Annotated in this window: 24 protein-coding genes and 1 tRNA gene; 17 read left to right on the top strand and 8 right to left on the bottom strand. The window is 72.7% G+C overall.

The window, feature by feature from the left end; translation table 11 throughout:
- Positions 1–15: 15 nt before the first annotated feature.
- The 5 genes from TPA0908_RS01085 to TPA0908_RS01065 all read left to right on the top strand — a co-directional run bounded on the left by TPA0908_RS01085 (position 16) and on the right by TPA0908_RS01065 (position 7,940).
- Entirely contained in the window at positions 16–1,353 is a 1,338-nt protein-coding gene (locus TPA0908_RS01085) for an acetyl-CoA carboxylase biotin carboxylase subunit (RefSeq protein WP_281933808.1), read from the top strand.
- A 35-nt stretch (positions 1,354–1,388) separates the two neighbouring features.
- The gene (locus TPA0908_RS01080; protein ID WP_281934622.1) at positions 1,389–2,309 is read left to right on the top strand and encodes a hydroxymethylglutaryl-CoA lyase; all 921 of its coding nucleotides are present in this window, start codon (positions 1,389–1,391) and stop codon (positions 2,307–2,309) included.
- Between the two features lie 174 nt (positions 2,310–2,483).
- On the top strand, positions 2,484–4,016 hold the full coding sequence (locus TPA0908_RS01075) for an acyl-CoA carboxylase subunit beta (RefSeq protein ID WP_281933807.1): 1,533 nt from the start codon (positions 2,484–2,486) through the stop codon (positions 4,014–4,016).
- Positions 4,017–4,134: 118 nt separating this feature from the next.
- Positions 4,135–5,283: an acyl-CoA dehydrogenase family protein gene (locus TPA0908_RS01070; protein WP_281933805.1), complete on the top strand. Its 1,149-nt coding sequence runs from the start codon at positions 4,135–4,137 to the stop codon at positions 5,281–5,283.
- Between the two features lie 101 nt (positions 5,284–5,384).
- The gene (locus TPA0908_RS01065) at positions 5,385–7,940 is read left to right on the top strand and encodes an ATP-binding protein (protein WP_281933803.1); all 2,556 of its coding nucleotides are present in this window, start codon (positions 5,385–5,387) and stop codon (positions 7,938–7,940) included.
- A gap of 222 nt (positions 7,941–8,162) precedes the next feature.
- Here the strand turns inward: TPA0908_RS01065 and TPA0908_RS01060 are convergent, their stop codons facing one another.
- Complete coding sequence (locus TPA0908_RS01060) at positions 8,163–8,657, bottom strand: MarR family winged helix-turn-helix transcriptional regulator (RefSeq protein WP_281933800.1); 495 nt, start codon at positions 8,655–8,657, stop codon at positions 8,163–8,165.
- Between the two features lie 101 nt (positions 8,658–8,758).
- Here TPA0908_RS01060 and TPA0908_RS01055 point away from each other — a divergent pair, with 101 nt between their 5' ends.
- Both TPA0908_RS01055 and TPA0908_RS01050 read left to right on the top strand, forming a co-directional pair.
- Positions 8,759–9,340 carry a YceI family protein gene (locus tag TPA0908_RS01055; RefSeq protein WP_281933798.1) on the top strand — a complete coding sequence of 194 codons (582 nt, stop codon included), beginning with the start codon at positions 8,759–8,761 and terminating at the stop codon, positions 9,338–9,340.
- A gap of 256 nt (positions 9,341–9,596) precedes the next feature.
- On the top strand, positions 9,597–11,075 hold the full coding sequence (locus TPA0908_RS01050; protein ID WP_281933796.1) for a glutamate--cysteine ligase family protein: 1,479 nt from the start codon (positions 9,597–9,599) through the stop codon (positions 11,073–11,075).
- A gap of 145 nt (positions 11,076–11,220) precedes the next feature.
- Here TPA0908_RS01050 and TPA0908_RS01045 read toward each other — a convergent pair whose 3' ends face one another.
- On the bottom strand, positions 11,221–12,564 hold the full coding sequence (locus TPA0908_RS01045) for a hypothetical protein (protein ID WP_281933794.1): 1,344 nt from the start codon (positions 12,562–12,564) through the stop codon (positions 11,221–11,223).
- 93 nt (positions 12,565–12,657) lie between these two features.
- On the opposite strand from TPA0908_RS01045, the gene TPA0908_RS01040 reads away from it, so the two are divergent.
- Complete coding sequence (locus tag TPA0908_RS01040; RefSeq protein WP_281933792.1) at positions 12,658–13,368, top strand: PASTA domain-containing protein; 711 nt, start codon at positions 12,658–12,660, stop codon at positions 13,366–13,368.
- A 99-nt stretch (positions 13,369–13,467) separates the two neighbouring features.
- Positions 13,468–14,328 (top strand): PASTA domain-containing protein, encoded by an 861-nt coding sequence (locus TPA0908_RS01035; protein ID WP_281933790.1) that lies wholly within the window; start codon positions 13,468–13,470, stop codon positions 14,326–14,328.
- Between the two features lie 7 nt (positions 14,329–14,335).
- Here the strand turns inward: TPA0908_RS01035 and TPA0908_RS01030 are convergent, their stop codons facing one another.
- A complete protein-coding gene (locus TPA0908_RS01030) occupies positions 14,336–14,770 on the bottom strand; it encodes a hypothetical protein (RefSeq protein WP_281933788.1) in 435 nt (144 codons plus the stop codon).
- Positions 14,771–14,867: 97 nt separating this feature from the next.
- Positions 14,868–15,155, bottom strand: a complete 288-nt coding sequence (locus tag TPA0908_RS01025; RefSeq protein ID WP_107158176.1) for a hypothetical protein — start codon at positions 15,153–15,155, stop codon at positions 14,868–14,870.
- A 596-nt stretch (positions 15,156–15,751) separates the two neighbouring features.
- Here TPA0908_RS01025 and TPA0908_RS01020 point away from each other — a divergent pair.
- The 3 genes from TPA0908_RS01020 (at position 15,752) to TPA0908_RS01010 (ending at position 17,380) form a co-directional block, all read left to right on the top strand.
- A complete protein-coding gene (locus TPA0908_RS01020; protein ID WP_281933785.1) occupies positions 15,752–16,633 on the top strand; it encodes a helix-turn-helix domain-containing protein in 882 nt (293 codons plus the stop codon).
- Positions 16,603–16,824 carry a DUF397 domain-containing protein gene (locus tag TPA0908_RS01015; protein ID WP_107158178.1) on the top strand — a complete coding sequence of 74 codons (222 nt, stop codon included), beginning with the start codon at positions 16,603–16,605 and terminating at the stop codon, positions 16,822–16,824. Before TPA0908_RS01020 ends, TPA0908_RS01015 begins: the two co-directional genes overlap by 31 nt.
- A gap of 151 nt (positions 16,825–16,975) precedes the next feature.
- On the top strand, positions 16,976–17,380 hold the full coding sequence (locus TPA0908_RS01010; protein WP_281933783.1) for a hypothetical protein: 405 nt from the start codon (positions 16,976–16,978) through the stop codon (positions 17,378–17,380).
- On the opposite strand, the gene TPA0908_RS01005 is transcribed toward TPA0908_RS01010, so the two are convergent.
- The 4 genes from TPA0908_RS01005 to TPA0908_RS00990 form a co-directional block, all read right to left on the bottom strand.
- Entirely contained in the window at positions 17,348–17,950 is a 603-nt protein-coding gene (locus TPA0908_RS01005) for a hypothetical protein (RefSeq protein ID WP_281933781.1), read from the bottom strand. The two genes, TPA0908_RS01010 and TPA0908_RS01005, sit on opposite strands and share 33 nt — an antisense overlap.
- Positions 17,951–18,039: 89 nt before the next feature.
- On the bottom strand, positions 18,040–18,846 hold the full coding sequence (locus tag TPA0908_RS01000; protein WP_281933779.1) for a WecB/TagA/CpsF family glycosyltransferase: 807 nt from the start codon (positions 18,844–18,846) through the stop codon (positions 18,040–18,042).
- Positions 18,843–19,952, bottom strand: a complete 1,110-nt coding sequence (locus TPA0908_RS00995) for an NAD-dependent epimerase/dehydratase family protein (RefSeq protein ID WP_281933778.1) — start codon at positions 19,950–19,952, stop codon at positions 18,843–18,845. The genes TPA0908_RS01000 and TPA0908_RS00995 overlap by 4 nt, the downstream gene beginning before the upstream one ends.
- 71 nt (positions 19,953–20,023) lie before the next feature.
- Positions 20,024–20,109: transfer RNA gene (locus TPA0908_RS00990), tRNA-Leu, on the bottom strand.
- Between the two features lie 208 nt (positions 20,110–20,317).
- Here TPA0908_RS00990 and TPA0908_RS00985 point away from each other — a divergent pair.
- The 5 genes from TPA0908_RS00985 to TPA0908_RS00965 are packed head-to-tail and all read left to right on the top strand — an operon-like array spanning position 20,318 to position 26,085.
- Positions 20,318–21,121: an FhaA domain-containing protein gene (locus TPA0908_RS00985; RefSeq protein WP_107158181.1), complete on the top strand. Its 804-nt coding sequence runs from the start codon at positions 20,318–20,320 to the stop codon at positions 21,119–21,121.
- 6 nt (positions 21,122–21,127) lie between these two features.
- Complete coding sequence (locus TPA0908_RS00980) at positions 21,128–21,622, top strand: FHA domain-containing protein FhaB/FipA (RefSeq protein ID WP_281933777.1); 495 nt, start codon at positions 21,128–21,130, stop codon at positions 21,620–21,622.
- Positions 21,619–23,064 carry a PP2C family protein-serine/threonine phosphatase gene (locus tag TPA0908_RS00975; protein ID WP_281933775.1) on the top strand — a complete coding sequence of 482 codons (1,446 nt, stop codon included), beginning with the start codon at positions 21,619–21,621 and terminating at the stop codon, positions 23,062–23,064. The genes TPA0908_RS00980 and TPA0908_RS00975 overlap by 4 nt, the downstream gene beginning before the upstream one ends.
- Positions 23,065–23,092: 28 nt before the next feature.
- The gene (locus TPA0908_RS00970) at positions 23,093–24,583 is read left to right on the top strand and encodes an FtsW/RodA/SpoVE family cell cycle protein (protein ID WP_281933772.1); all 1,491 of its coding nucleotides are present in this window, start codon (positions 23,093–23,095) and stop codon (positions 24,581–24,583) included.
- Positions 24,580–26,085 (top strand): peptidoglycan D,D-transpeptidase FtsI family protein, encoded by a 1,506-nt coding sequence (locus tag TPA0908_RS00965; protein ID WP_281933770.1) that lies wholly within the window; start codon positions 24,580–24,582, stop codon positions 26,083–26,085. The genes TPA0908_RS00970 and TPA0908_RS00965 overlap by 4 nt, the downstream gene beginning before the upstream one ends.
- Position 26,086 lies beyond the last annotated feature (1 nt).

The following is a 26,086-nucleotide window of genomic DNA, read 5'->3' as shown; positions in this document are numbered from 1 at the left end:
CCTTCCTTGCCGAACATGTTTGATTCGCTGCTGGTGGCCAACCGTGGGGAGATCGCGCGCCGGGTCATCCGCACGGCCCGACGGCTCGGGGTGCGGGCGATCGCGGTGCACTCGGAGGCGGACGCCGACCTGCCGTTCGTGACCGAGGCCGACGAGGCGGTCTGCGTCGGCCCGGCCAACCCGGCGCTGAGCTACCGCAACGTGGAGGCGATCCTCGACGCGGCCCGGAGCACCGGCGCGCAGGCGATCCACCCCGGCTACGGCTTCCTGTCGGAGAACGCCGACTTCGCCCGTACCGTCGAGGGGGCCGGCCTGGTCTGGGTCGGGCCCGGCGCGGACGCGATCACCGCGATGGGCGACAAGATCAACGCTCGGAACCTGATGGCGGCGGCCGGCGTGCCGGTCGCGCCCGGCACCACCGAGCCGGCGGCCGACCTGGACGCGGCGGTCACCGCCGCCGCCGAGATCGGCTACCCGGTGATGGTCAAGGCCGCGGCCGGTGGCGGCGGCATGGGCATGGGCGTGGCCGTCGACGAGGCCGCGCTGCGCACCGAGTACGACAAGGTCCGCGCGTTCGCCGAGCGCATGTTCGGCGACGGCTCGGTGCTGATCGAGCGGTACTTCCCCCGGGTGCGCCACGTCGAGGTGCAGATCCTCGGCCTGGCCGACGGCCGGGTGGTGGCGCTCGGCGAGCGCGAGTGCTCGGTGCAGCGGCGCAACCAGAAGCTGGTCGAGGAGTCCCCCTCCCCGGCGGTCTCGGAGGAGCTGCGGGCACGGTTCCTGGCCGCCGCGGTCCGCGCCGGCGAGGCGGTCGGCTACCGCAACGCGGGCACCGTCGAATGTCTGCTCGACCCCACCACGCAGGAGTTCTTCTTCCTGGAGATGAACACGCGGCTCCAGGTCGAACACCCGGTCACCGAGTACGTCTACGGCGTCGACCTGGTCGAGGAGCAGTTGCGGGTGGCCGCCGGCCTGCCGCCGACGTTCGACCCGGACGCGCTCACCCCGCGCGGGCACGCCATCGAGCTGCGGATCAACGCGGAGGACCCGAAGCGCTTCCTGCCCGGCCCCGGCGCGATCACCACCTGGAACGAGCCGTCCGGCACCGGCGTGCGGGTCGACTCCGGTTACGTCGCCGGCAACACGGTCACCCCGTTCTACGACAGCCTGCTGGCCAAGCTGATCGTCAGCGGTGACACCCGGGAGGAGGCCGTCGAGCGGGCGCGGGCGGCGGTCGCGCAGTTCGAGGTCGCCGGCCCGAAGTGCAACCTGCCGTTCTTCGCCGAGCTGCTGGAGAACCCGGAGTTCCGCTCCGGCGACTACGACACCGGCATCGTCTCCCGAATGCGCTGACCGTCGACACGAGTGAGGTGAACCTGATGGCTGAACTGCCCACGTCGGTGAGCATCCGCGAGGTCGGTCCCCGGGACGGGCTCCAGAACGAGGAACCGATCCCCACCGACTCGAAGGTGAAGCTGCTCGACGCGTTGTCCCGGACCGGGGTACGCCGCATCGAGGCCGTCTCCTTCGTGCACCCGAAGGCGATCCCGCAGATGGCCGATGCCGACGAGGTGTGGCAGCGGGCCGAGAAGGTCGACGGCGTGCGCTACTCGGCGCTGGTGCCGAACACCCGGGGCGCGCAGCGGGCCCTGGCCGCCGGCTTCACCGAGATCGAGGTGGTGGTGTCGGCCAGCGACACGCACAACCGGCGCAACGTGAATCGTTCGACCGAGGAGTCGCTCGACGACATCGCCGAGCTGATCGCGCTGCTGCACGAGGCGGGCGCGACCGCCGAGGTGATCGTGGCGACCAGCTTCGGCTGCCCCTACGAGGGCGACGTCGACCCGACGCGGGTGGCCGCCATCGTGGACCGGGTGGTCCGGGACGGCGCGGACCGCGTCGCCTTCGGCGACACCACCGGCATGGGTACGCCCCGGCGGGTCCGCGAGCTGGTCACCGCCGTACGCGACCGCAACGCGCAGGTGCCGGTGCTGCTGCACTTCCACAACACCCGGGGCACCGCGCTGGCGAACATGCTGACCGCCATGGAGCTGGGGGTCACCGAGTTCGACGCCAGCGTCGGTGGCCTCGGTGGCTGCCCGTACGCCCCGGGGGCGAGCGGCAACCTGGCCACCGAGGAGGCGGTGCACATGCTGCACGACATGGGCATCGAGACCGGCATCGACCTGGACGCCCTGATCGAGGCGGCCGAGTTGGCCGAGCACCTGCTCGACAAGAAGCTCCCCTCCGGCGTCCTCCGAGCCGGCCCCCGAACCCGCCTGACCCCCCTCCCCTCCTCTCCCCGTTGATCTTGCACTTCGGGCCCTTGTCGTGCGTCTTTTGTGCCGCATGTCGGGGCCGGAAGTGCAAGATCGCGCGGGTGGGGGATCGTGGGGGTGGGTGGGGGTGGTGGGTCGCCGGAGGGGGTGGGGGTGGGGTAGCCTAACGATCGTTCAGGTCGGTGGGTGGCAGAGGGAGTCGGCGTGACGCTCGACGGTGAGGCACTGGAGCAGCTGCGCAAGCGCGCCCGCGCCGGCGGTGCGGACAAATACCACGCGGCCAACGCCGCCAAGGGCAAGCTCTTCGCCCGCGAGCGGGTGGCCTACCTGGTCGACGAGGGCTCCTTCGTCGAGGACGGGCTCTACGCCAACGCGATGGCCGACGGCCTGCCCGCCGACGGCGTGGTGACCGGCACCGCGACCATCGACGGGCGACCGGTCTGCCTGATGGCGAACGACTCCACGGTCAAGGCCGGCAGTTGGGGCGCGCGTACCGTCGAGAAGATCATCCGGATCATCGAGCGGGCCTACTCGACAAGCGTCCCGATGGTCTACCTGGTCGATTCCGCCGGCGCCCGGATCACCGACCAGGTCGACCTCTTCCCGGGCCGGCGCGGTGCCGGGAAGATCTTCTGGAACCAGGTCCGCGCCTCGGGTTCGATCCCGCAGGTCTGCGCGCTGTTCGGGCCGAGCGCGGCGGGCGGGGCCTACATCCCGGCGTTCTGCGACGTGGTGGCCATGGTCGAGGGCAACGCCAGCATGTATCTCGGCTCCGACCGCATGGTCGAGATGGTCACCGGCGAGAAGACCACGCTGGAGGCGATGGGCGGCGCCAAGGTGCACTGCGCCGAGTCCGGCGTGGGGCACTTCCTCTGCAAGACCGAGAACGACGCGCTCGACGTGGTGCGGACCTACCTGTCCTACCTGCCGTCGAACTGGCAGCAGGGCCCGCCGGCCGTCGAGGCGAAGCCGGCGCCGGAGAAGGCCGACCTGGCGGCGCTGGTCCCGGCCAGCGAGCGGCAGGCGTTCGACATGCGCCGGTACGTCAAGGGCCTGCTCGACGAGGGCAGCTTCTTCGAGATCCAGGCGCTCTGGGCCAAGGAGCTGACCATCGGCTTCGGCCGGCTGAACGGCGAGGTCGTCGGCGTGGTCGGCAACAACTCGATGTTCAAGGGCGGCGTGCTCTTCGTCGACTCGGCCGACAAGGCGACCCGGTTCGTGCAGCTCTGCGACGCGTTCAACGTGCCGCTGCTGTTCCTGAGCGACGTGCCCGGGTTCATGGTCGGCAGCGCGGTGGAGAAGCAGGGCATCATCCGGCACGGCGCGAAGATGATCACGGCGATCTCCGAGGCGACCGTACCGAAGATCTGCGTGGTGGTCCGCAAGGCGTACGGCGCGGGTCTCTACGCGATGGCCGGCCCCGGCTTCGAGCCCGACGCCACGATCGCGCTGCCCACCGCGAAGATCGCGGTGATGGGCGCGGAGGCCGCGGTCAACGCGGTCTACGCGAACAAGATCGCCGCCATCGCCGACGCGGACGAGCGGGCCGCGTTCGTCGCCGCCAAGCGCGAGGAGTACGAGCGCGACATCGACGTCGTCCGGCTCGCCAGCGAGCTGGTGGTGGACGCGATCGTCGAGCCGCACGAACTGCGCGCCGAGCTGGTCCGCCGGTACGCCGCCGCCCGTACCAAGTCCCGCCACTTCTCCACCCGCCGCCACGGCGTCACCCCCGTCTGACCGGTAAGGACGGGCCCCCTCCTAACGCCTGATGCAGAGGGCGGGGACCCTCCTGACGCTTCCGCCGCTCCCGGCGTCACGAGCGCCCGGCGGCCCGCCCCCTTCCAGGAGGATCGACATGGACTTCCGGCTCGACGAGGAGCAGCAGGCGCTGCGGGAGAGCGTGCGGGACTTCGCGCGCGAGGTGGTCGCCCCGGTGATCGGCGAGCACTACGAGAACCACACCTTCCCGTACGAGGTCGTCCGCCAGATGGGCAAGATGGGGCTGTTCGGGCTCCCGTTCCCGGAGGAGCACGGCGGCATGGGCGGCGACTACTTCGCGCTCTGCCTGGCGTTGGAGGAGCTGGCTCGGGTCGACTCCAGCGTGGCCATCACGCTGGAGGCGGCGGTCTCGCTCGGCGCGATGCCGATCCACCGGTTCGGCACCGCGGAGCAGAAGGAGCGGTGGCTGCCGAAGCTGCTCAGCGGCGAGGCGCTGGCCGGCTTCGGGCTCACCGAGCCGGGCACCGGCTCGGACGCGGGCGGCACCCAGACCCGGGCGGTGCTGGACGGCGACGAGTGGGTGATCAACGGCTCGAAGGCGTTCATCACCAACTCCGGCACCGACATCACCGCGCTGGTCACGGTCACCGCGGTCACCGGCACCAAGCCGGACGGCAGCAAGGAGCTGTCCACCATCATCGTGCCGTCGGGCACGCCCGGCTTCACGGTCGCGCCCGGCTACTCCAAGGTCGGTTGGAACGCCTCGGACACCCACGAGCTGACGTTCGACGACTGCCGGGTGCCGGCGGGCAACCTGCTCGGTGAGCGCGGCCGGGGCTTCGCCCAGTTCCTGCGCATCCTCGACGAGGGCCGGATCGCCATCGCCGCGCTGGCGGTCGGTCTGGCCCAGGGCTGCGTCGACGAGTCGATCAAGTACGCCAAGGAGCGTCAGGCGTTCGGCCAGCCGATCGGCAACTACCAGGCGATCCAGTTCAAGATCGCCGACATGGAGCTGAAGGCGCACACCGCCCGACTGGCCTACTACGACGCCGCCGCCCGGATGCTCGCCGGTGAGCCGTTCAAGCGGCAGGCGGCGATCGCGAAGTTGCACGCCAGCACCGTCGCGGTGGACAACGCGCGGGAGGCCACCCAGATCCACGGCGGCTACGGCTTCATGAACGAGTACCCGGTGGCCCGCTTCTGGCGCGACTCCAAGATCCTGGAGATCGGCGAGGGCACCAGCGAGGTGCAGCGCATGATCATCGCGCGCGACCTCGGCATGTGACCGAGGCCCGGCTCGGCCGTCTGTCGGATATCGGCGTCGGACGGTCGGGTGGTTGACGGTGGACTGTGGAGCGTCGGATCCCCTCCGTACTCTTCCTGCCCATGACTCCCGAACATGATCGTTCGCGGAGCCCGGGTGGTCGGGCGGCGCTGTCCGATCTGTTGCGCGGGCACCGGCTCGCGCTCGGCCTGACCCAGGCCGAGCTGGCGGGCCGGGCCGGCGTGGGCGTGCGGACCGTCCGCGATCTGGAGCGGGGGCACGCGACCCGACCCCAACGCACCACCGTCGACCTGCTCGCCGACGCGCTCGGCCTGACCGGCTCGGCCCGCCGGGATTTCGTCGCCACCGCCCGGCCCGTGCCGGCCGCCGCGCCGCCCACCGCGCCGGTCGAGGCCGATCCGGGTACGCCGGTCGCGCTGCCCCAGCCCGTGCCGCTTCTCGGCCGGGACCGCGACGTGGCCGAGGTGACCGCCCTGCTCGACGCGCACCCGGTGGTGAGCCTGGTCGGGCTCGCCGGCGTCGGCAAGACCGCGCTCGCGCTCACCGTCGCCCACGCGGTCGCGGCCCGGCACCCCGGCGGCGTGGTCGGCGTGCTGGTCGGCGACGGCTCGGATGCCGCCGACGTGCTCGCCGCCTCGGTGGCGGTGTTCGGCGTGAGCCGCCTCGCCGACCTGCCCTGCCGGCTGGCCGGCCGACCGGCGCTGCTGCTTGTCGACGCCGTCGAGCGGGCGCCCGGGCCGGTGGCCGAGGCGGTGCGGACGCTGACCGCCGCCGCGCCGACCGTACGGATTCTGGCGACCGGCCGTCGTCCGGTCGGGCTGCCCGGCGAACTGGTCCGGCCGGTGGCGCCGCTCGACGTGCCACCCGCCGGCGCCGAGCCGGCGGACCGGGCCGACCTGGACCGCTGGCCCGCCGCGGCGCTCTTCGCCGCCCGGTTCACCCAGGCCCGGCACGCGCCGCCCGCCCCGGCCGAGCTGCCGGCGCTCGCGGCGCTGGTCCGCCGCCTCGGCGGCCTGCCGCTGGCGATCGAGCTGATGGCGGCGCGGGGCCGCATCCTCGACGTCCCCGAGCTGCTGGACCGGTACGGCGACCGGGTCCTCGACCTGGCCGGCGGGCGTCCCGGCTGGGCACCCGCCGACCCGGTCGCCGGCACGGTGACGCTGCGGGAGGCGGTCGCGACCAGCTACCACCTGCTCGCCCCGGCCGAACGCGCGGCGCTGCGCCGGCTCTCCGCCTTCCGTAACCGCTGGTCGGTCGCGCTGGCCGAGGAACTGCTCGCCGACGGCGACGACCGGTGGGACGCGGTGCCGCTGCTGGACCGGCTCAGCGAGCTGGGCCTGCTGAGCGTCCGGGGCACCGGCCCGTTCCGGTTCCGGCTGCTCGACGCGGTCCGCGACTTCGCGGCCGAGCAGGCCGACCTGGCGGGCGAGACGGCGGCGATCCGGCTCCGGCACGCGTCGGTGATCGCCGCACTGGTCCGGCGTACCGCGCCCGGCCTGGTCGGAGCGGATCTGCCCGGCACCGTGCACCTGCTCGACGAGGCGACCGGTGACATCATCGCCGCGCTGGCGTACGCCGCCGAGGAGGCGCCGGCCACCGCGTTGCTGTTGGCCGCCGCGTTGCCCCGGTGGTGGCGGTTGCGCGGGCGGGACGTCTCCGGCCGTCGATGGCTGCGGCGGCTGCTCGCCGATCCGCGTACCGCCGACGCCCGCCCGGTGCTGCGGGCCTGGGCCCTGCTCGGGTCGGCGCGGCTGGCCGCGGAGCACGGTGCGGGGCCGGAGGAGCTGCCGGCGGCCCAGGCGGCGCTGGCCGTCTTCGCCGAGGTCGGCGACGTGACCGGGGAACTGTCCGCCCGGTCGGTGCTCTGCGCCGTGCTGCGCGGCCTCGGGGCCCACGACGAGGCGCGTGCGCAGGCCGAGGCGGCGCTGACGCTGGCCACCCGGCACGGCCGGGTACGCGAGATGGCGGTGGCGCAGCACCACCTGACCTGGCACGACGTACGCGTGGGGGAGCTGGCCGACGCCCGGCGGCGGCTGGCCACGGTGGACCGGTTGGCGGCGCAGTGCGGCGACCAGCGGCTCCGCCTGCTGGCGCGGGCTGATCTGGCCGAGCTGGCCCGGTTGGAGGGTCGCTACGCCGAGGCGGTCGAGCAGGGTCGGCGGGCGGCGTCCGCGCTCGTGGAGCTGGGTGATCCGGGGCGGCGTCGCCGGGCCATCGGTACGGTCGGGTTGGCGCTCGCACTTCAGGGGCGGGACGACGAGGCGCTCGCGGTGGTGACCGAGCTGTGGCCGTCCGGCCCGGTGCCGGGCCCGCGTCGCGCACCGGCCGTCGAGCGGTGGGAACCGGCCGGTACGAGCCGGGACGCCCACACCGAGGACGCGCTCCGCGCGTTGATCGAGGGTCAGGTGGCGCTGCACCGCGGCGACCGCGAGTTGGCGGCGGAGTGGTTCGCCGCGGCGGCGGAAGCGGCGGCCGGGGGCGCGGACCGGCGGGATCTGGTCGAGGCGCTGGTGGGTTTGGCGGCCAGCACCGGCGACCCGGCCGTGCTGGACCGGCTGGACCGGGCACGGCAGATCACCGGCGTGAATTTGCTGCCCCGTGAGGAGGAGTTGCTCTACGCGCTGGCTGCGCAGCGGAGACGCCCGGGCCGGACCTGACGCCTGGCTGCTGTGGCGGAGGGCGCGGGGGTGGCGCGAGCGAGGTAGCCCCCTGGTGCTGCCCCTCGCTCCACGCTCGCGCCGGCACCCCCCGGTGCTCCCCCCGCGTCGAAAGCTTATCCAGCCACCCTGACGGCTTTGGGAGTTATTGATCGCTTTTGCCCTGGCGTACCGGCGGTTCTGCCGGTCATTCTGCCGGTGACCGGCGGGTAGCGACCGGTCTCAGCAGTCGGCGTTCCCGGCCGGTTCGGTGCTGCCGGCCGTGGCGCCCGGGTGGACCGCGTCCCGCACCCGGCGCAACCCGTCCAGAAGCCCGTCGAGCTGGGCCGGTTCGAGCTGGCCGGTGAACCACTGCTCGATGATCTTCAGGTGGCCGGGCAGGATCTCGTCCAGCCGGCCCAGGCCCGCGGCGGTCACCACCGCGAACGAGCTGCGCCGGTCGGAGGGGCAGGCCCGACGACGGATCAGGCCGTCACGCTCCATCCGGTCCACCACCCGGGTCACCCCGCTGGTGGAGAGCGAGGTCTGGGCCGCCAGGTCGGTCATCCGGAGCTGGTTGTTGGGGGAACGGGCCAGCCGGGTGAGCACCTCGAATTCGACCGGGGAGAGTCCGTGCTCCTCGAACTGGGCCGCGAACCGGGCGGAGAGCCCGGCGTGCGCCTCGACGAGCAGGCCGACGGCGGTGATCCGGGGGTCGTCGAACACGTTCTGATCCACGTCACCATCCTAGCAACACTTGACACAGGGAATATTGCTGTGGCTATAGTTGCTCAGTCAGTCGTTGGGCTACTAAACAATCTTCTCCGGAGGAGCGCATCATGACCAGCAGCACCGAGGCGACTACCCGCGACTGGGAGGGTCTCACCATCCCCGCCCCCGGCACGTACCTCCTGGACGCCGCGCACAAGCGCGTCGGCTTCGTCGCCCGGCACATGATGGTCAGCAAGGTACGCGGCGAGTTCGCCGACGCCACCGCCACCATCACCGTCGCCGACGACCCGCTGCAGTCCTCGGTCACCGCCAGCATCCAGGCGGCCAGCATCAACACCGCGCAGGCGGACCGGGACGGGCACCTGCGCAGCCCGGAGTTCCTCGACGCCGAGCAGTTCCCGACGCTGGAGTTCCGCAGCACCGGCGTGAAGTCCCGCGAGGGCAACGAGTTCGTGCTCGCCGGTGAGCTGACCGTGAAGGGCGTGACCCGTCCGGTGGACCTCCAGGTCGAGTTCGAGGGCGTCGGCCGCAGCCCCTTCGGGCAGGACATCTTCGGCTTCTCCGCGCACACCGAGATCGACCGGGAGGACTTCGGTCTCACCTGGAACGTGGCGCTGGAGACCGGTGGCGTCCTGGTCGGCCGCAAGGTCAAGATCGAGATCGAGGGCGAGGCCATCCGCCAGGGCTGAGCCCCTCGCCGGACCCACGGGCCCGCACCGTCCACCGACGGTGCGGGCCCGTCCCCGTCTCCCGCTCCGCCGGGTGCGGATTGTCACGTGTTGTTCGCTGGTTGACGGCGCTGGGCGGGGCGGCGGTGGGGTACAGGTGCAGACCTGCGCCCGGTCGGCAGTTCACGAGCCGGGCGCTCTTACGCACACCACCTGAATGGTTCACAATGCGTTGCGGAACGCCAACGGTTCCGTGGCACCGGCGCCGGGAGGACACATGGGCAGGGACGTCGAGCAGGGCGCCTTCTCCCGGGAGGATCGGGTCCGCTACCGGCAGAAGGTCCGGCGATGCCTGGACGTCTTCGCGCTGATGCTCGACGACTTCGGCTTCGACGCCGACCGGCCGATGACCGGGCTGGAGATCGAGCTGAACCTGGTCGACGCCGCCGCCGAACCGGCCATGCGCAACGACCAGATCCTGGCCGACATCGCCGACCCGCTGTTCCAGACCGAGCTGGGGCAGTTCAACCTCGAACTGAACGCCTCGCCCCGGCTGATCGACGGCACCGGGTTCAGCGACTACGAGCAGGATCTGCGCGGCAGCCTCAGCCGCGCCGACGAGCGGGCCGCCAAGTCCGACGCCACCATCGTGATGGTCGGCATCCTGCCCACCCTCACCGAGGGGCACCTGGTCGCCGACAACCTCTCCACCGACGAGCGCTACCGGGTGCTCAACGACCAGATCGTCGGCGCTCGCGGCGAGGACATCGAGCTGGACATCAACGGTGTCGAGCGGCTGCGGACGCACACCGACTCGATCGCGCCGGAGGCTGCCTGCACCAGCCTCCAGTTCCACCTCCAGGTCGCCCCGGACAGCTTCGCCGACCACTGGAACGCCTCCCAGGCGATCGCCGGCGTGCAGGTGGCCGTCGGGGCCAACTCGCCGTTCCTCTACGGCCGGCAGCTCTGGGCGGAGACCCGCATCGCGCTCTTCGAGCAGGCCACCGACACCCGGCCCGACGAGCTGAAGGCCCAGGGCGTACGCCCGCGGGTCTGGTTCGGCGAACGCTGGATCACCTCGATCTTCGACCTGTTCGAGGAGAACGTCCGCTACTTCCCGCCGCTGCTGCCGATCTGTGAGGAGGAGGACCCGGTCGAGGTGCTGCACGCCGGCGGCGTGCCCCAACTCGGCGAGCTGCGGTTGCACAACGGCACCGTCTACCGCTGGAACCGACCGGTCTACGACATCATGAACGGCCGCCCGCACCTGCGGGTGGAGAACCGGGTGCTGCCCGCCGGCCCGACCGTGGTGGACATGCTCGCCAACGCGGCGCTCTACTTCGGCCTCGCCCGTGGCCTCGCCGAATCGGACCGTCCCATCTGGAGCCAGCTCACGTTCAGCTCGGCGGAGGAGAACTTCCACGCCGCCGCCCGGCGCGGCATCGACGCGGTGCTGCACTGGCCCAAGCTCGGCGACGTGCCGGTCACCACGCTCGTCCTCGACACGCTGCTGCCGGTGGCCGCGCAGGGGCTGGACCGGTTCGGCGTCGCCCCGGCCGAGCGGGACCGCCTCCTCGGCGTGATCGAGGGGCGCTGCCGTACCGGCCGCAACGGGGCGGTCTGGCAGACCGAGACCGTGTGGGCGGCCGAGCGGCACCGGGGCATGGACCGGAAGGCCGCGCTGCACCACATGGTCCAGCGCTACGCCAAGTTGCAACGCACCAACGAGCCCGTCCACACCTGGCCCGTCGACTGATCGTCGCCCGCCCGGCTGTTCGCCAGCCACCCGGGCGTGGTTTCCTCCCCGTGCAGACGTGACGGAGCGTATCCGTCGGTTCGCCTGCGTCGTGCCGGCCCGGACGCCGGCTGGCTGTCGGGCCGGCTGTCGGAGTCGGGCGGGATCAGCGGGCGCGGCGGCGCGTCTTCGGTTCGCCGATCGGGGACGCCGACTCGGGCTGTGGCCCGGCCGGCGTGTCCTCGGTGCCCGACTCGCCCGGGCCCGGCTCCTCGTCGCGGCTGCCGGCGGGCCGGTCCGGCACCACCCCGGGCTGCCGCTGCTGCGGCACCGCCCGGCCCCGACGGTCGGCACCGGTCCGGGCGGCGCGACTCGGCGACCCGGGCCGCTCGCCGGCGCGGCCGGGTGACGCGTCCGGCTTCTCCGCGGTCGTCGGCTGCGAACCGGGGTCGGCCTCGCCGGCCGGCTCGGTGCCCGACGTGCTCTCCGGCTCCGGCTCGACGGAACTCGGCGACGTGGACCCGACCGGCTCCGGCTCGACGGGCCTCTGCGGCGTGCGACCGGCCGGCTCCGCCGGGTCGGGGCCGGTCGGCGTCGCGGTCGCGTCGACCGGCGGTTCCACCTCCGTGCCGCCCCGGCGGTCGGCCCGCTGGGCCAGCGCGGCCATCAGCATCGAGCCGCCCACCCCGGCGATCACCGCGTACGGGGCGATCAGGTGGGCCGACAACTGCTCGGCGGCGATCCCGGCCAGTCGCGGCACGGCCAGCAGGTAGGCCAACGCCACCAGCAGCGGCCCGGCCGCGCCGGAGGCGGCCGCACCCACCCGCACCCGCGGCGACCGGGTCGCGCGCCGGGCGGCCAGCACCCCGATCACCAGCGCGGAGCCCAGCGAGAGCAGCGCCCCCGGCCAGTAGAAGTAGTCACGGATCCAGAAGCGGGCGCTGTCCGCGCTGATCTGCCAGATGCCGAGTTGGGCGGTGGTCAGGCCCCGGCCGGAGAGCACCCCGTCCACCACCGACACCACGGCGAGCAGCCAGAGCCAGCCGGTGGTGGCGATCAGGTTGGTGGCGGCGGCACGGGTGTGCAACGCCCAGGTCGCCAGCAGCACGCCGAGCACCAGCCCCGCCGCCGCGTACGCGGCGGCGACGGTCTGCGGCGCGGTGGTGTCCGGCACCCGCGCGGCCCGGGCCGGCACCGCCACCAGCAGCACGGTGACCAGCGCGCCGACACCGGCGGCCAGGGCGAGCCCGAGCCGGGGCAGCACACCCACCGGCTCGTCGCCACCACCGCGCAGGCGCTGGGCGCAGACCGCACCGGCGATGACCGAGGTCGCGGCGATCCAGGTGGCCCAGGCGAGGCTCGCCACCCAGGCCGACTCGACGCGTACGGTGCCGGTGGGCGCCCAGTTGATGATGCCCAGCCCGTAGCCGAAGCCGAGCTGAGCGGCGCCCGCGCCGGCAGCGACGCCGAGCGCCGCGGCGATCGATGCTCCCCAGCCCCGTCTGGCCATGCCGGGCAGCGTAGCGTCCCGAGGTCGGCCCGGCGAGTCGTGGGAGCGGCCGGCCGGGCCCGGACGGCTTGGCGGCACCGGCTACGGTCGCCGATGACTGAGGCGGGAGACGCGATGACGGACGAGCAGCAGCCAGTACGCGACGAGACCGGTCCGGACCGGACCCGGCTGCTCGTCGGAGGCGGACTGGCGGCGGTCCTGCTGGCCGTGATCGGAGCCAGCGGTGGCTGGATCCTGGCCGGTGACCCGGACCGGCCCACCGCCTCCTCCGAGGCCGTCTCGCCGCCGGCCGCCCCGCCGCCCGTTCCGTCCGGCCCGACCGGGGCGGCCCCCACGACGGACCGTCCGGGCGACGACCGACCCACCGGTACGCGTTCGCGCACCCCGGCCGGCCTCACCGTGCCGGAACTGGTGGGTACCGACTTCGAGCGGGCCCGGCAGCAGTTGCGCGACCGTCGACTCGGTTGGCGGCTGGTGTTCGGCAGCGGCTCGGGACGCGCCGTGGAGCGCACGTCGCCCCGGCCGGGGGCGCCGGTGAAGCGCGGGGTCACCGTCACCGTCTGGGTCACCGGGCCGGCGCCCGAGGTCACCGTGCCCGACGTGGGCGGCGAGTCCTGCTCCGACGCCGCCGACGACCTGGTGGAGGCGGGGCTCTATCCCCGTTACCCGGCCGGTCGGCAGGGGCCGGTCAGCGGGCAGGATCCGGTCGCCGGGGGCACCGCCCACTGGAACGACCAGGTGTCGTTGACCTGTGGGAACGAGCCGTCGAGCACGCCGAGCGACGGCCCGCCGCCGACGCCCTGACGCCGTCCGGCGCGCTGATCCCGGCCGGCCCGGCCGGGGCCCGCTACCGTGGACGTCCGAGGCCGCGAGCCCCGTCCCGGTGCGGGAAGGACGAGTGTCATGAGCGACGACCGTCAGGAACCACCCGCCGACGACGCGGACGCCACCCGGGCCCTGCCCCGGAACGCGGCCGGGACGGGCGAGGACGTCGACGCCACCCGGGCCATGCCGCGGAACGCGGCCGGCGTGGGCGAGGACGCGGACGCGACCCGGGCGGTGCCACGCGACGCGGCCGGCGCCGGTGCCGGTGCCGGTGCGGACGCGACCCGGCCGTTGCCCGGCGGGGCACCTCGGCCCCTCGACGCCACCAGCCGGCAGGAGCCGGTCGGTGGCGCGCCCTGGTCCGGCCGGGCCGGCGTGCCACCGCCACGGTCGGCGGCCTATCCGGAGCCGGGTGCCGAGTGGTACGCCGACGAGCAGGCCGGTCGTCGCTGGTGGATGCCGATCCTGCTGGGCGTCCTGGCCCTGGTCCTGATCGGGCTGATCGCGGCCGGGGCGTGGCTGGCGTTGCGGGCCGCCGACCGCGACTCCGGTCCCGGGCCGGCACCGTCGGCGGTGCCGAGCACCTCCGCACCGACGAGCGCCGCCCCGACCAGCGCGTCGCCGAGCAGTTCACCGCCGACCACGCCGCCGACCACGACGGCAGCCGCCGAGGTGCCGATGCCGCCGCTGGTCGGGCTGCCGGAGTCGGCCGCCCGAACGGTGCTGGACCGGCTCGGCATCGACTACCGCGTTCAGCGCCGAGCGTCGGACCGGCCGGCCGGGACGGTGATCGCCACGGATCCGGAGGCCGGTTACGCAGTGGGCGAGGGCGAGCGGGTCACCCTGGTGGTGGCCGCGTCCGCCGCGCCCACCACTGGCGCACCGACGACCGGGACGACCACTCCGGGCTCCGCGCCGGCCACCTCCGCCACGCCCTGACGCGTACTCACCACTGTCGGCGGCGGGCGCCGACCAGGCCGAGCCCGGCCAGCGAGATGGCGAGACCGAATAGACCGGAGTAGAACAGCGGTCGGCTGAGGTCCGTCGGCTCGGTGGGGCGGTCGGCGAGCATGCCGCCGCCGGCCCCGCTGCCCGCCGCACCGGACGGGGGTGACGCGTCGGCCCCGTCCGCCACCGACGGCTGCTCGATCTCGTCCGGCTCGTCGTCGTCCGGTTCGACGGTCGGCCGGGCGTCCGCGCCGGCCACGGTGATCTCCGGGGCCGGTACGGGTTCGGCCAGTTGCTGGGTGGTGGAGAAGGCCGGGTGGCGGACCACGAGCGCGAGCGCGGTCGCGACCCCGAGGAAGACGAAGAGCCCGAGGGCGTAGCCGGTGCGGGACCTGTGGTGCCGCCGCGCGGTGGGCAGATTGACCATGACCATCCCTGGTTCAGGGTCCGTGGCGCGCGGGGTGGAACGTGCCGGGGTGGGCGTACCGATTCTATGGCGGCGGCACGCCCACCGGTCGGGAATCGTGAGGTCAGCCCACCCGGACCGGGGTCCGGGTGACCGGACGGCGGGCGGTCCGGACGGTGTGCTGCCGGGGGACCGGTGCGGCCTGGATCTGCCGCAGCCCCTCCTGCTGTACGAAGATCGACCGTCGGTTGACCGCGTCCCCCGCCGCGTTCAACTCGTAGCCGTCGAGCCAGAGCCAACCGTCGTAGGCCGGCCAGTCGAGCACCCGGATCATCCGGAACATGATCGGTCGGAAGAACTGGACACTCGCCGCGCGCGTCACGTGCAGTACGTCACCGGAGCGGGGAAGCACATGGGCTCCTGGGAGGGTTCGGCCGGCACGGGGCCGGCGAGTTTGAACGGGTCGGTGCGGTCCGGTGACGGGGGGTCTACCTCGTGGACCGGCGGTCGGTCGGTGCTGGTCGGGCCGTACCCGCGGTGGCGAGCCGCCACCCGACCATCACCCGGCTGCTCCCGGTTACCGCTCCCGCCGCCGCAGCCGAGACGGCGTGCAGCAGCGGGGTCTTCTACTCCGGGGCAGGTCGCACGGCGCGGGACGGCTCCCCTCCGGCCGTCCCGCGGATCGTGGTGTCACCACGCGCGGAGATCAAGCGAAGACGGTGAGTAACCCGTGCCATACGGACAGAGTGCATCAGCGAGGTGCGACATGCAAGTTGCACGTCGACTTTTGCCGATAGGTGAGCGGGACACGTGAACCGGACGCTTGAAGCCTCAGGTGCCGGGCCGGCACACTGGACGCCGGTTTCGCCCGTCGCGGCCGGTCGACGACCGGCACCACCCCCGCCGCGAACGCTTGCCCGCCGCCCGCCGGTCGCGCCCACGGCGGGTGTGGAACCGGGCGCGACCGACCGGAGGTAGCCGGGTGACTGCGAGTCCTGGAGCCGCGTCGTGAGCGAACGGCGCAGCCCGACCATCCGTCGGCGCCGACTCGGCGCCGAACTCCGCCGGCAACGGGAAGCCGCCGGCATCACCATCGAGGTGGTCGCCGAGCAGCTGGAGTGTTCGGCGTCCAAGGTCTCCCGGATCGAGACCGGCCACACCACCGCGACGCCCCGCGACGTGCGGGACATGCTCCGCATCTACGGGGTGGTCGGCGCGGAGAGCGACGAGCTGGTGCAGATCGCCCGCGAGGCACGGCAGAAGGGGTGGTGGCATCCGTACAGCACGGTGCTGGTGGGCGCGTACGTCGGCCTGGAGGCCGCGGCCAGCCAGATCCGGGCGTACGAGCAGCAGGTCGTGCCCGGCCTGCTGGAGACCGAGGAGTACGCCGGGGCGATGATCCGCGCCGCCCGTCCGGACTTCACCGCCGATCAGATCGACCAACGGGTGCGTGTCCGATTGGGCCGACAGTCGTTGTTGACCCAGGACGATCCGGTCGATCTGTGGGTGGTGCTCGATGAAGCGGTGCTGAGCCGGCCGGTTGGCGGCGACGCGGTGATGCGTAGTCAGCTCAAGCGGCTGGTGGAGGTGGCCCAACTGCCGAACGTGACGGTGCAGGTCCTCCCTTTCGAGGTGGGGGCACACGCCGGTATGGACGGCACCTTCACGATCCTCAGCTTCCCCGAACCGAGTGATCCCGATGTCGTGTACGCGGAGAACGCCACGGGTGGGCTCTTCCTGGAGAAGAGCGACGAGCTTCAGAAGTACAGCTTCATCTTCGATCACATTCGAGCAGCGGCCATGAGACCGGAGGAGTCCGTCGCACACATCGCGAGACTGGCAGAGGAGCCGCTGTGGAAATGGCGACCAAGGAGTTCCCCGTGGACCTGACGCAGGCGACGTGGTTCAAAAGCTCGAAGAGCGGACCGAACTGCGACAACTGCGTGGAGGTCGCGTACGTGACCGGGGCGGTCGGTGTCCGGGACTCGAAGGACAAGGCGGGCCCCGCCCTGGTCTTCGCCCCCGGTGACTGGCACGCATTCGTCGCCCGGGCCCGGGGCGGAGCCTTCGGCCAAAGCTGATCGGTACCCCCGAGAAACGGTCCCGCCCGCCAGCGTCGTCGGGCGGGACCGTTCCACGTCCACCGGCCGCCGACGCCGGGCACCCGTCGCCTGTTCCGTTCCGCCTCGTTGAACCGCACGGATCGGCAACCGAACGAGGCAGGCGAGACTGATGACGACGATCGGTTCAGAGAATCTCACCAACGGCCCGGGCAAGCCCGAGCGGTTCGGTGGCAAGTACCGTGGGGCCCGCCGGGACACCGTCCTGACCGAGGTGGTCTCCACCGACGGCGAGGACCTCGCCGCTCGGGACGCGGGCGCGCCGGAGCCGTCCGCGCCGACGCTCTCCCTGCCGTCGCTGGACCCGAACCCGCTGACCGAGCCGTCGTTCCCGCCCAGCGGGTGGCCGATGGAGCAGCAGGAGTCCCTGGTGGACCACCCGCTGCTGCGCGGGCTGCTGCTGGAGCTGCCGCCCAGGGGGAGCGTGCCCCCGCCCGGCTGGCTGGACCGCTGGTTCGAGGCGACCCGGGCAATCCTCGAACTGCTATACGTGCAGGGCGCCGGCCGGACGCGTTGACACCACGGCCGCCCGGGGCATCGCCCGCTCGGCGAGCCGGTTGTGCCGCAGCGCGTGGCGTACCCCGATCGCGGCCACGCCGAGCACCGCGACGGTGATCGCGGGGCCGGCCACCCCCGGCGCGGCGAACAGGTCGACCCCGACGGCCGGCAGCACCGCCACCAGCGCCGCGAGCGCGGTCGCCTGGATCGGGAGCACGATCAGCGGGTGCGCGGCGGCGGCCCGCAGCCCGTGCGGCGCCGGGGTGCCCGGCGCCGCGGTGAAGGCGCTCGCGCCGGCCCGCAGCCGCCGGAGCCGGCGTACCGTGCAGACCGCGACGAGAGCCGCCGGGGCCGCCGCGACCGCGAGCCCGGCGGCGGCCCGGTCGAGCGCCGTGTCGCCGCCACTCTGCAGGCCCGCGACGAGGACCGCCGCCGTGAGCGTGAGGCCGGTCAGCACCAGTGCGGACAACCATCCGGTACGCCGGCGCAGCGCGCGGGCGCGGCGCCGCCCGGGCAGGCCCTCCGCGACCAGGCCGGCGGCCAGCCAGACGGCGGCGACGGGGAGCAGCAGAGCGAGACGGTCATCCATGGCCTCAGCCTTGCCCAGTTCGACGTCCACCGAATCCGGGACGGCACCCCGGTCGACCCGGAACGTCGTCCCGTAGGGGGCGGGCCGGATCAGACGTCGAAGGTGGACGGACGCCCGGTGGCCGGCGCCGGCGGGGTGGCCTTCCACAGGCCGGTCTTCTGCGCCGCGAGCCGGGCCAGGTAGGCCGGGTTGAGGATGACGTACCGGCGCCAGAGCCGCTTCGGCTCCAGGCCGAGCCGCCAGAACCACTCCAGCCCGGCGCGCTGCATCCACGGCGGCGGGTTGCGCAGCAGGCCGGCGTGGTAGTCGAACGCCGCGCCGACCGCCATCAGGGGCATGTCCAGCAGCGGTCGCATGGCGTACGCGAAGACCTCCTGGCGGGGGCAGCCCAGCCCGACCAGGACGAGGCGCGCGCCACTGCTCCGGATCCGGTCGGCGATCTCGGCGTCCTCGCCCGGCTGGACGGCCCGGAACTTGGACGGCTCGACGCCGGCGATCTTCAACGCCGGGAACTTGCGCTCCAGCGCCGGGATCAGCCGGGACAGCGTCTCCTCGGTGGAGCCGTAGAGGTAGACCGGCAGCCCCTCGTCGGCGAACCGGGCGAGCACCCGCAGGGTCAGCTCCGGCCCGTAGACGCGGTCGGTGAGGCCGGCGCCGTGCAGCAGGTTGAGCGCCCACCGCACCGGCTGGCCGTCCGGGGTCACCACGTCGAACGCGTTGAGCCGGGCGTTGTGCGCCGGGTCGAGCACCCCGGTCATCACGCCGTGCACGGCCAGCGCGGTCAGCGCCAGGGGACGGCGTTCCCGGGCGGCGTCGACCACCGCCTCGGTGGCCCGGGCGTAGTCGGTCGCGTCGACGCCGACGCCGAGCACGTTGCGCTTCGTGCCGCCGTTCATGCCTGCGGCACCCACTTGTCGACGTTCGCCTCGTGGATCTCGCGGAGGATCATCGGCACGTCGTATGTGATCTTCCAGGCCGGGTAGTGCTCCTCGAACCGGGCCATGCTGCTGACGTACCACTGGTGGTCGCCGGTGCGGGCCTGCTCGACGTAGTTGATCCGCGCCTCGCGGCCGGTGATCTCCTGGGCGATCCGGAACGCCTCGATGTGCGAGGTGTTCGAGTGCCGGCCACCGCCGAGGTTGTAGACCTGGGCGGAACGCGGCTCCCGGAAGAACGCCTCGAACGCGGTGAGCACGTCGTGGGAGTGGATCGCGTCCCGGACCATCTTCCCCTTGTAGCCGAAGAGGTTGTACGTCCGGCCCTCCATCACGCACCGCATCAGGTAGGCGAGGAAGCCGTGCAGCTCGGCCGCGGAGTGCGCCGGGCCGGTCAGCGTGCCGCCCCGGAAGCAGGCGGTCTTCATGTCGAAGTACCGGCCGTACTCCTGGACCATCACGTCCGAGGCCACCTTCGAGGCGCCGAAGATCGAGTGCAGCGACTCGTCGATCGACATGTCCTCGGTGATGCCGCCGTACCAGTGGTGGTCCTCGGGCAGCTCGTAGCGCGTCTCCAGCTCGATCAGCGGGAGCGAGTTCGGCCGGTCGCCGTAGACCTTGTTGGTGGAACAGTGGATGAACGGCGCGTCGATCGCGTGCCGCCGGGTGTTCTCCAGCACGTTGAGCGTGCCGCCGGCGTTCACGTCGAAGTCGGTGAACGGCTCCTTGGCGGCCCAGTCGTGGCTCGGCTGGGCGGCGCTGTGGATCACCACGGCGATGTCCCGGCCGTACCGGGTGAAGACCTGCTCCAGGCCGTCGCGGTCCCGGATGTCCACGGCGTGGTGGGTGTACGCGGAGCCGAGGTCGGCGGCGAGCCGGTCGAGGCTCCACGCGGTCGAGCCGTCCTCGCCGAAGAAGTACCGCCGCATGTCGTTGTCGATGCCGACCACGTCGAGGCCGAGGCCGGCGAAGTGCCGGGCCGCCTCGGAGCCGATCAGACCGCCGGAACCGGTCACCAACGCGACACTCACACGCCACTCCTGGTCCATGGGAGGCAGGGAAACCATCGGAGCATAGCGTGACGTCCGGTACGCCCCGATACGGCGCGAGGGCCCCGCAGCCTGCGGAGCCCTCGTTCTGGTGGGGATGGGGGGAGTTGAACCCCCACGTCCTTTCGGACACACGGACCTGAACCGTGCGCGTCTGCCATTCCGCCACATCCCCGTGGCACGACCGGAACACCATATCGCATCCCTCGCCCGCCATCTGCGGCGGGTGTCGGGACATATTACGCTGTCCACTGGTCACGCCACGAACGATCACCGCTCGTGGCGGGCGAAACTGTAGCACGCTCGCGGGCCTGGTCACGAACGGGTCGACGGTAGCCGGCCGAGCGGCGTGTGAGCTGCGGAGGCGGTGTCCGGATACCATCATTGCCTCGGGACCCGAGGAGGAGCCGGTGAGCGTGCTGCAACGCTTCGAGAAGCGTCTGGAAGGCCTGGTCGAGGGGGCCTTCGCCAAGGTCTTCAAAGGGGTGGTCCACCCCGTGGAGATCCTCAACGCCATGCAGCGGGAGGCCGAGGCGCACAAGGCGATCCTGGCCGGTGGGCGCACGTTGGTGCCCAACCGCTACGTGATCGATCTCTCGCCGTACGACCACAGTCGGTTGGCGCCGTACGCCGCCGCGCTGGCCCAGGAGCTGGCCCAGTCGCAGGCGGAGTTCATCGGCGAGCAGGCCTGGACGGTCTACGGCGACGTGATCGTCGAGGTCGAACGTGGTGAGGGGCTGGACACCGGCATGTTCCGGGTCACCGCCGAGGTCTACACCGGCGGCGACGTCGCGCCGGTCTCCGCGCCGGGCGGCTACGACCAGGGCGGCTACGACGCCGGCCCGGCGTACCCGGCCTACGACCAGGGTGGCGGCTACGGTCCGCCGCCCGGCCACGGCGGCGGTCGCAACGTCCGCCTGGTCTCCGGCGACGGGCGCACCTACCCGCTCCAGATGGGCTCGACCGTGATCGGTCGCGGTGACCAGGCCAACCTGCGTCTGCCCGACGTCGGCATCTCCCGGCGCCACGCCCGGCTGGACTTCGACGGCGGCCAGGTCGTGCTGACCGACCTCGGCTCCACGAACGGCACGATGGTCAACGGCCAGCGGGTCTCGGCCGTCGCCCTCAACCCGGGCGACATGATCCAGCTCGGCACCACGACGCTGACCTTCCGCGTGGACGGCTGATCCCCGTTGCCGGAGCTCGTCATCACCGTCGCCCGGTTCGGGTTCCTCATCCTGCTGTGGATCTTCGTCTTCACGGTGGTCGGCGTGATCCGCCGGGACCTCTTCGCCGGGGCCCGGTCGAGTCGCCTGGTGGCCGCGCCACGCGGGGTCGGCGCGTCGACCAACCAGCCCGCCCCGCCCGGCAAGCCGGCGAAGGGTAAGCGGGGCCGCGCCGCCCACCAGATGGTGGTCACCGCCGGTCAACTCGCCGGCACCCGGATCACGCTCGGGGAAGCGCAGATCACCATCGGTCGTGCGGAGGACTCGACACTGGTGATCACCGACGACTACGCCTCGGCGCGACACGCCCGGCTCGTGCCGCGTGACGGGCAGTGGTACGTCGAGGACCTCGGATCAACTAACGGCACCTACCTGGATCGCGCTAAGGTCACCGGACCAACCCCCGTCCCCCTCGGCGTGCCGATCCGGATCGGCCGCACTTCCCTCGAATTACGGCCATGACTCTGACCCTGCGCTACGCGGCCCACAGTGACCGCGGTCTGATCCGAGACGGTAATCAGGATTCCGTCTACGCCGGACCGCGGCTGCTCGCCGTTGCCGACGGCATGGGCGGCATGGCCGCCGGTGACGTCGCCAGCAACATCGTCATCGGTGCCATGGCGCCCCTCGACGAGGACGTCCCCGGTGACGCCCTGGTCGACGCGCTCCGATCCGCCGTGGGCACCGCCAACCAGCAACTCCGCGACACCGTGGACGCCAACCCGCAGCTGGAGGGGATGGGCACGACGCTCACCGCGACCCTCTTCTCCGGCAGCAAGCTCGGCATGGTCCACATCGGTGACTCGCGGGCCTACCTCCTGCGCAACGGCGAGTTCGCGCAGATCACCAAGGACGACACCTACGTCCAGATGCTCGTCGACGAGGGCCGGATCAGCGCCGAGGAGGCGAGCAGTCACCCCCAGCGCTCGCTGCTCACCCGTGCGCTCGACGGCCGGGACATCGACCCGGAGTACAGCGTCCGCCAGGTGCTGCCCGGCGACCGTTACCTGATCTGCTCCGACGGCCTCTCCGGCGTGGTCAGCGCGGACACCATCGGCGACACCCTGCGGGAGTACCCGGACCCGCAGCAGTGCGTGGAACGCCTGGTGCAGCTCGCGCTGCGCGGCGGCGGTCCGGACAACATCACGGTGATCATCGCCGACGCGACCGACCAGGACATCGTCGAGGCGTCCCCGATCGTCGGCGGCGCCGCCGCCCGGGACCGGGGCATGGCGACATCGGCCGACGACTCCACCCCGGCGGCCCGCGCCTCGGCGCTGTCCGCGCCCCGGGCGCCCGTGCCCGAGGAGCCGGCCGACAACCGCGACGACGAGCCCGAGCCGCGCCGGCGACGGCCGCTGCGGACCGTGGCCATGGCGCTCGCGCTGGCGGTCATCGTCGCCGGCGCCGTCTTCGGTGGCTGGACGTACACCCAGCGGCAGTACTACGTCGGTGCCACCGACGACGGTCAGCTCGCGGTGTTCCGGGGGGTGCCCGGCCAGGTCGCCGGCCTCGACCTGTCGGACGTGCACGCCCGCAGCGAGTCCCGGCTCGACGACCTGACCCTGGCCGCCCAGGAGCGGGTGAAGCAGGGCATCCAGGCCAAGAGCGAACCGGACGCCGAGCGCCGACTGGCGGAACTGACAAGCGACGACCCGGCCAACCCGAACCTCAAGCCGCTCTGCCCGCCGAGTCCGGCGCCCGGCACGGCGCCGGCCACGCCCAGCCCGACGCCGGTGGCGACGACTGGTGCGCTGTCCCCGGCGGCCACCGGCAGCGCCGTCCCGCCGACCCCGTCGCCCGTCCCGCCGACGCCCACACCGACGTTGACCATCACGCCCGACGCCGTAGTCTCCGACACCGTTCCGCCGGCCGATCCCGCCGGTTGCCGGTCGCCGGAGTGAGCGCCGGCTCGATCCCGAGGACGCATCCGTGACCGCAGCCGCCGCACCGGCCGCCTCGCCCGCATCGACGGGCGAGCAGTCCGGCGTACGCCTGGCCCGGTCCCGGCGTAACGCCGAGCTGTCCCTGCTCCTGCTCGCCATGGTGCTGGTGGCGGCGTACGCGGCGATGATCGAGGCCAAGGCGCTGGACACCATCACGTCGGATTTCTGGGTTCCGGCCGCCGCGCTGGGGCTGGTCTTCCTGGGTCTGCACCTGGTGATCCGGTGGCTGGCGCCGTACGCCGATCCGGCGCTGCTGCCGGCGGTGGCGCTGCTCAACGGCATCGGGGTCGGCTTCCTGCGCCGCTACGACCTGGCCCAGGCCGCGCCGGCGGAGCGGGCCGACCTGGCCATCTTCGCCGGCACCGGGGGCCGGCAACTGGCGTGGACGCTGGCCGCGGTGGCGCTCGCCGCCGGGCTGCTGGCGATCCTGCGCGACCACCGCACGCTCTCCCGGTACGCGTACACGCTGGGGCTGGCCGGCATCGTGCTGGTGATGATCCCGGCGGTGCTGCCCGGCCGGTTCTCCGAGATCAACGGCGCCAAGCTGTGGATCCGGGTCGGCGGGTTCCAGATCCAGCCGGGTGAGTTCGCCAAGCTCGCGCTGCTCACGTTCTTCGCGTACTACCTGGTGCGCAAGCGGGAGGTGCTGTCGCTGGCCAGCCGGCGGGTGCTCGGCATCGACTTCCCGCGCGGCCGGGACCTCGGCCCGGTGCTGGTGGTCTGGCTGGTCAGCATCCTGGTCCTGGTCTTCGAGAAGGACCTGGGCACCTCGCTGCTCTACTTCGGCATGTTCGTGGTGACGCTCTACGTCGCCACCGAGCGGGTGAGCTGGCTGCTCATCGGTCTGATCCTGTTCTTCGGCGGCGCCTACCTGGCCTACCTGCTGGGCAGCACCGTGGGTGGCCCGTTCGCCAACTTCTACGACCGGGCGCAGATCTGGCTCGACCCGTTCGCCGAGCCGTACGACCGCGGCTACCAGCTCGTCCAGGGCCTGCTCACGCTCGGCACCGGTGGTCTGTTCGGGGCCGGGCCGGGCGGCGGTCAGCCGACGCTGCTGCCCGAGGTGCAGACCGACTTCATCTTCGCCGGCATCGGTGAGGAGATCGGCCTGTTCGGTCTCTCCGCGCTGCTCGTGGTCTACCTGCTGATCGTCGAGCGGGGCCTGCGGGCGGCGCTGGCGGTGCGCGACTCGTTCGGCAAGCTGCTCGCCGGCGGCCTGGCGTTCACGCTGGGCCTCCAGGTCTTCGTCATCGTCGGCGGGATCAGCAAGCTCATCCCGCTGACCGGTCAGACCACGCCCTTCCTCTCCGCCGGTGGTTCCTCGCTGATGGCGAACTGGCTGCTGATCGCCGTGCTGCTGCGGGTCTCCGACGGCGCCCGTCGGCCGGTCACCGGCGGTGGTGGCTCGGCGGCCCGGCCCGCCGGCGGCCCGCCCGACCAGCTGCACGGTGCCCCCACGGAGGTGATCCGGCCGTGAACGCACCCCTGCGCCGCGTCGGTGTGGTCGTGATGATCCTGTTCGGCCTGCTCTTCGCGAACCTGAACTGGATCCAGGCGTACAAGGCCGACGAGTACCGCACCAGCGACTACAACGGCCGGGTCCAGGTCGCCGAGTACGACCGCAAGCGCGGCAACATCGAGGTCGGCGGCACCGCGTACGCGCTCAGCAAGGAGACCGGCGGGGAGCTGAAGTACCTGCGCACCTACCCCCAGGGGGAGATGTACGCGCACGTGCTCGGCTGGAAGCCGGTGAACGGCAGCGCGAGTGGCATCGAGCGGCTGGAGAACGACTTCCTCGCCGGCACGAGCGACGCGCTCATCGCCAACCGGATCAAGGACATGTTCACCGGCGACGAGACCGGTGGCGGCAACGTGCTGCTGACCCTCTCCAAGCGGGCCCAGGAAGCAGCGTTCAAGCAGCTCAACGACAATCAGGTAGGTGCCAAGAAGGGCGCGGCGATCGCGATCGACCCGCGTACCGGCGCGGTGCAGGCGCTGGTCTCCATGCCGAGCTTCGATCCGAATCCGCTGGCCAGCCACTCCAGCACGGAGGCCGACCGGGCCTACAACGCGTTGGAGAAGGACAAGGACCGGCCGCTGGCCAACCGCGCGCTCTCCGAGGTGCTGCCCCCGGGCTCCACCTTCAAGGTCGTCATGGCCGCCGCGGCGCTGGAGAACGGCGTCGGCCAGCAGACGCAGATCCCGGCCGGGTCGAGCTACACCGCGCCGGGCGCCGGCGTGCCGATCCGGAACGCCGCGCCGTCGATCTGCCCCGAGTCCGAGGTGACGCTGCGGGAGGCGGTGACCGAGTCCTGCAACACCGGTTTCGCCCAGCTCGGCGTGCGGCTCGGCGCGGAGAAGGTCAAGGAGAAGGCGAAGCAGTTCGGCTTCGAGCAGGAGGACCTCACGGTCGGGCAGAACGGTGACGGCGGTCTCCCGGTCGCGGCCAGCCGTACCGGCGAGATGCAGAACCCGGACGGCAGCACCGACCAGGCCGCGTTGGCGCAGTCGTCGATCGGCCAGAACAACGTGCGGATGACGCCGTTGCAGGGCGCGCTGATCGCCGCCGCGGTGGCCAACGATGGCAGCCAGATGCGCCCGTACCTGGTGAAGCAGCTTCTCGGGCCGGACCGCACCACGGTCTACGACGCGGCCAAGCCGCGCGAGCTGCGACGCCCGGTCAGCAGCCAGGTCTCCGCCGACCTGCGGTCGATGATGCAGAACGTGGTGAAGGAGGGCACCGGTCGCCGGGCCGCCATCGACGGGTACGTGGTCGGCGGCAAGACCGGCACCGCGCAGTCCGGGCCGGACACACCGGACCACGGCTGGTTCATCGGCTTCGCGCTGGACAAGGACGGCACGCCGCTCTCCGCGGTCTGCGTCGAGCTGGAGCAGGCCGGCAGCGGCGGCAGCGCGGAGGCGGCCCGGATCGCCGGCCGGATCATGGCGGCGGCCATCGCGGACTCCGGGAGGCGCTGAC

It is taken from the genome of Micromonospora sp. AKA38 (genome assembly GCF_027925725.1).
Classification (GTDB): domain Bacteria; phylum Actinomycetota; class Actinomycetes; order Mycobacteriales; family Micromonosporaceae; genus Micromonospora.
This window is presented reverse-complemented; position numbering and strand designations above follow the sequence as displayed.

Excerpts from the sequence above, each read along its gene's own strand:
- TPA0908_RS01085 (WP_281933808.1), top strand. The coding sequence starts at position 16 with ATGTTTGATTCGCTGCTGGTGGCCAACCGTGGGGAGATCGCGCGCCGG.
- TPA0908_RS01070 (WP_281933805.1), top strand. The coding sequence starts at position 4,135 with ATGGACTTCCGGCTCGACGAGGAGCAGCAGGCGCTGCGGGAGAGCGTG.
- TPA0908_RS01065 (WP_281933803.1), top strand. The coding sequence starts at position 5,385 with ATGACTCCCGAACATGATCGTTCGCGGAGCCCGGGTGGTCGGGCGGCG.
- TPA0908_RS01055 (WP_281933798.1), top strand. The coding sequence starts at position 8,759 with ATGACCAGCAGCACCGAGGCGACTACCCGCGACTGGGAGGGTCTCACC.
- TPA0908_RS01050 (WP_281933796.1), top strand. The coding sequence starts at position 9,597 with ATGGGCAGGGACGTCGAGCAGGGCGCCTTCTCCCGGGAGGATCGGGTC.
- TPA0908_RS01045 (WP_281933794.1), bottom strand. The coding sequence starts at position 12,564 with ATGGCCAGACGGGGCTGGGGAGCATCGATCGCCGCGGCGCTCGGCGTC.
- TPA0908_RS01040 (WP_281933792.1), top strand. The coding sequence starts at position 12,658 with ATGACTGAGGCGGGAGACGCGATGACGGACGAGCAGCAGCCAGTACGC.
- TPA0908_RS01035 (WP_281933790.1), top strand. The coding sequence starts at position 13,468 with ATGAGCGACGACCGTCAGGAACCACCCGCCGACGACGCGGACGCCACC.
- TPA0908_RS01030 (WP_281933788.1), bottom strand. The coding sequence starts at position 14,770 with ATGGTCATGGTCAATCTGCCCACCGCGCGGCGGCACCACAGGTCCCGC.
- TPA0908_RS01015 (WP_107158178.1), top strand. The coding sequence starts at position 16,603 with ATGGCGACCAAGGAGTTCCCCGTGGACCTGACGCAGGCGACGTGGTTC.
- TPA0908_RS01010 (WP_281933783.1), top strand. The coding sequence starts at position 16,976 with ATGACGACGATCGGTTCAGAGAATCTCACCAACGGCCCGGGCAAGCCC.
- TPA0908_RS01005 (WP_281933781.1), bottom strand. The coding sequence starts at position 17,950 with ATGGATGACCGTCTCGCTCTGCTGCTCCCCGTCGCCGCCGTCTGGCTG.
- TPA0908_RS01000 (WP_281933779.1), bottom strand. The coding sequence starts at position 18,846 with ATGAACGGCGGCACGAAGCGCAACGTGCTCGGCGTCGGCGTCGACGCG.
- TPA0908_RS00995 (WP_281933778.1), bottom strand. The coding sequence starts at position 19,952 with ATGGTTTCCCTGCCTCCCATGGACCAGGAGTGGCGTGTGAGTGTCGCG.
- TPA0908_RS00975 (WP_281933775.1), top strand. The coding sequence starts at position 21,619 with ATGACTCTGACCCTGCGCTACGCGGCCCACAGTGACCGCGGTCTGATC.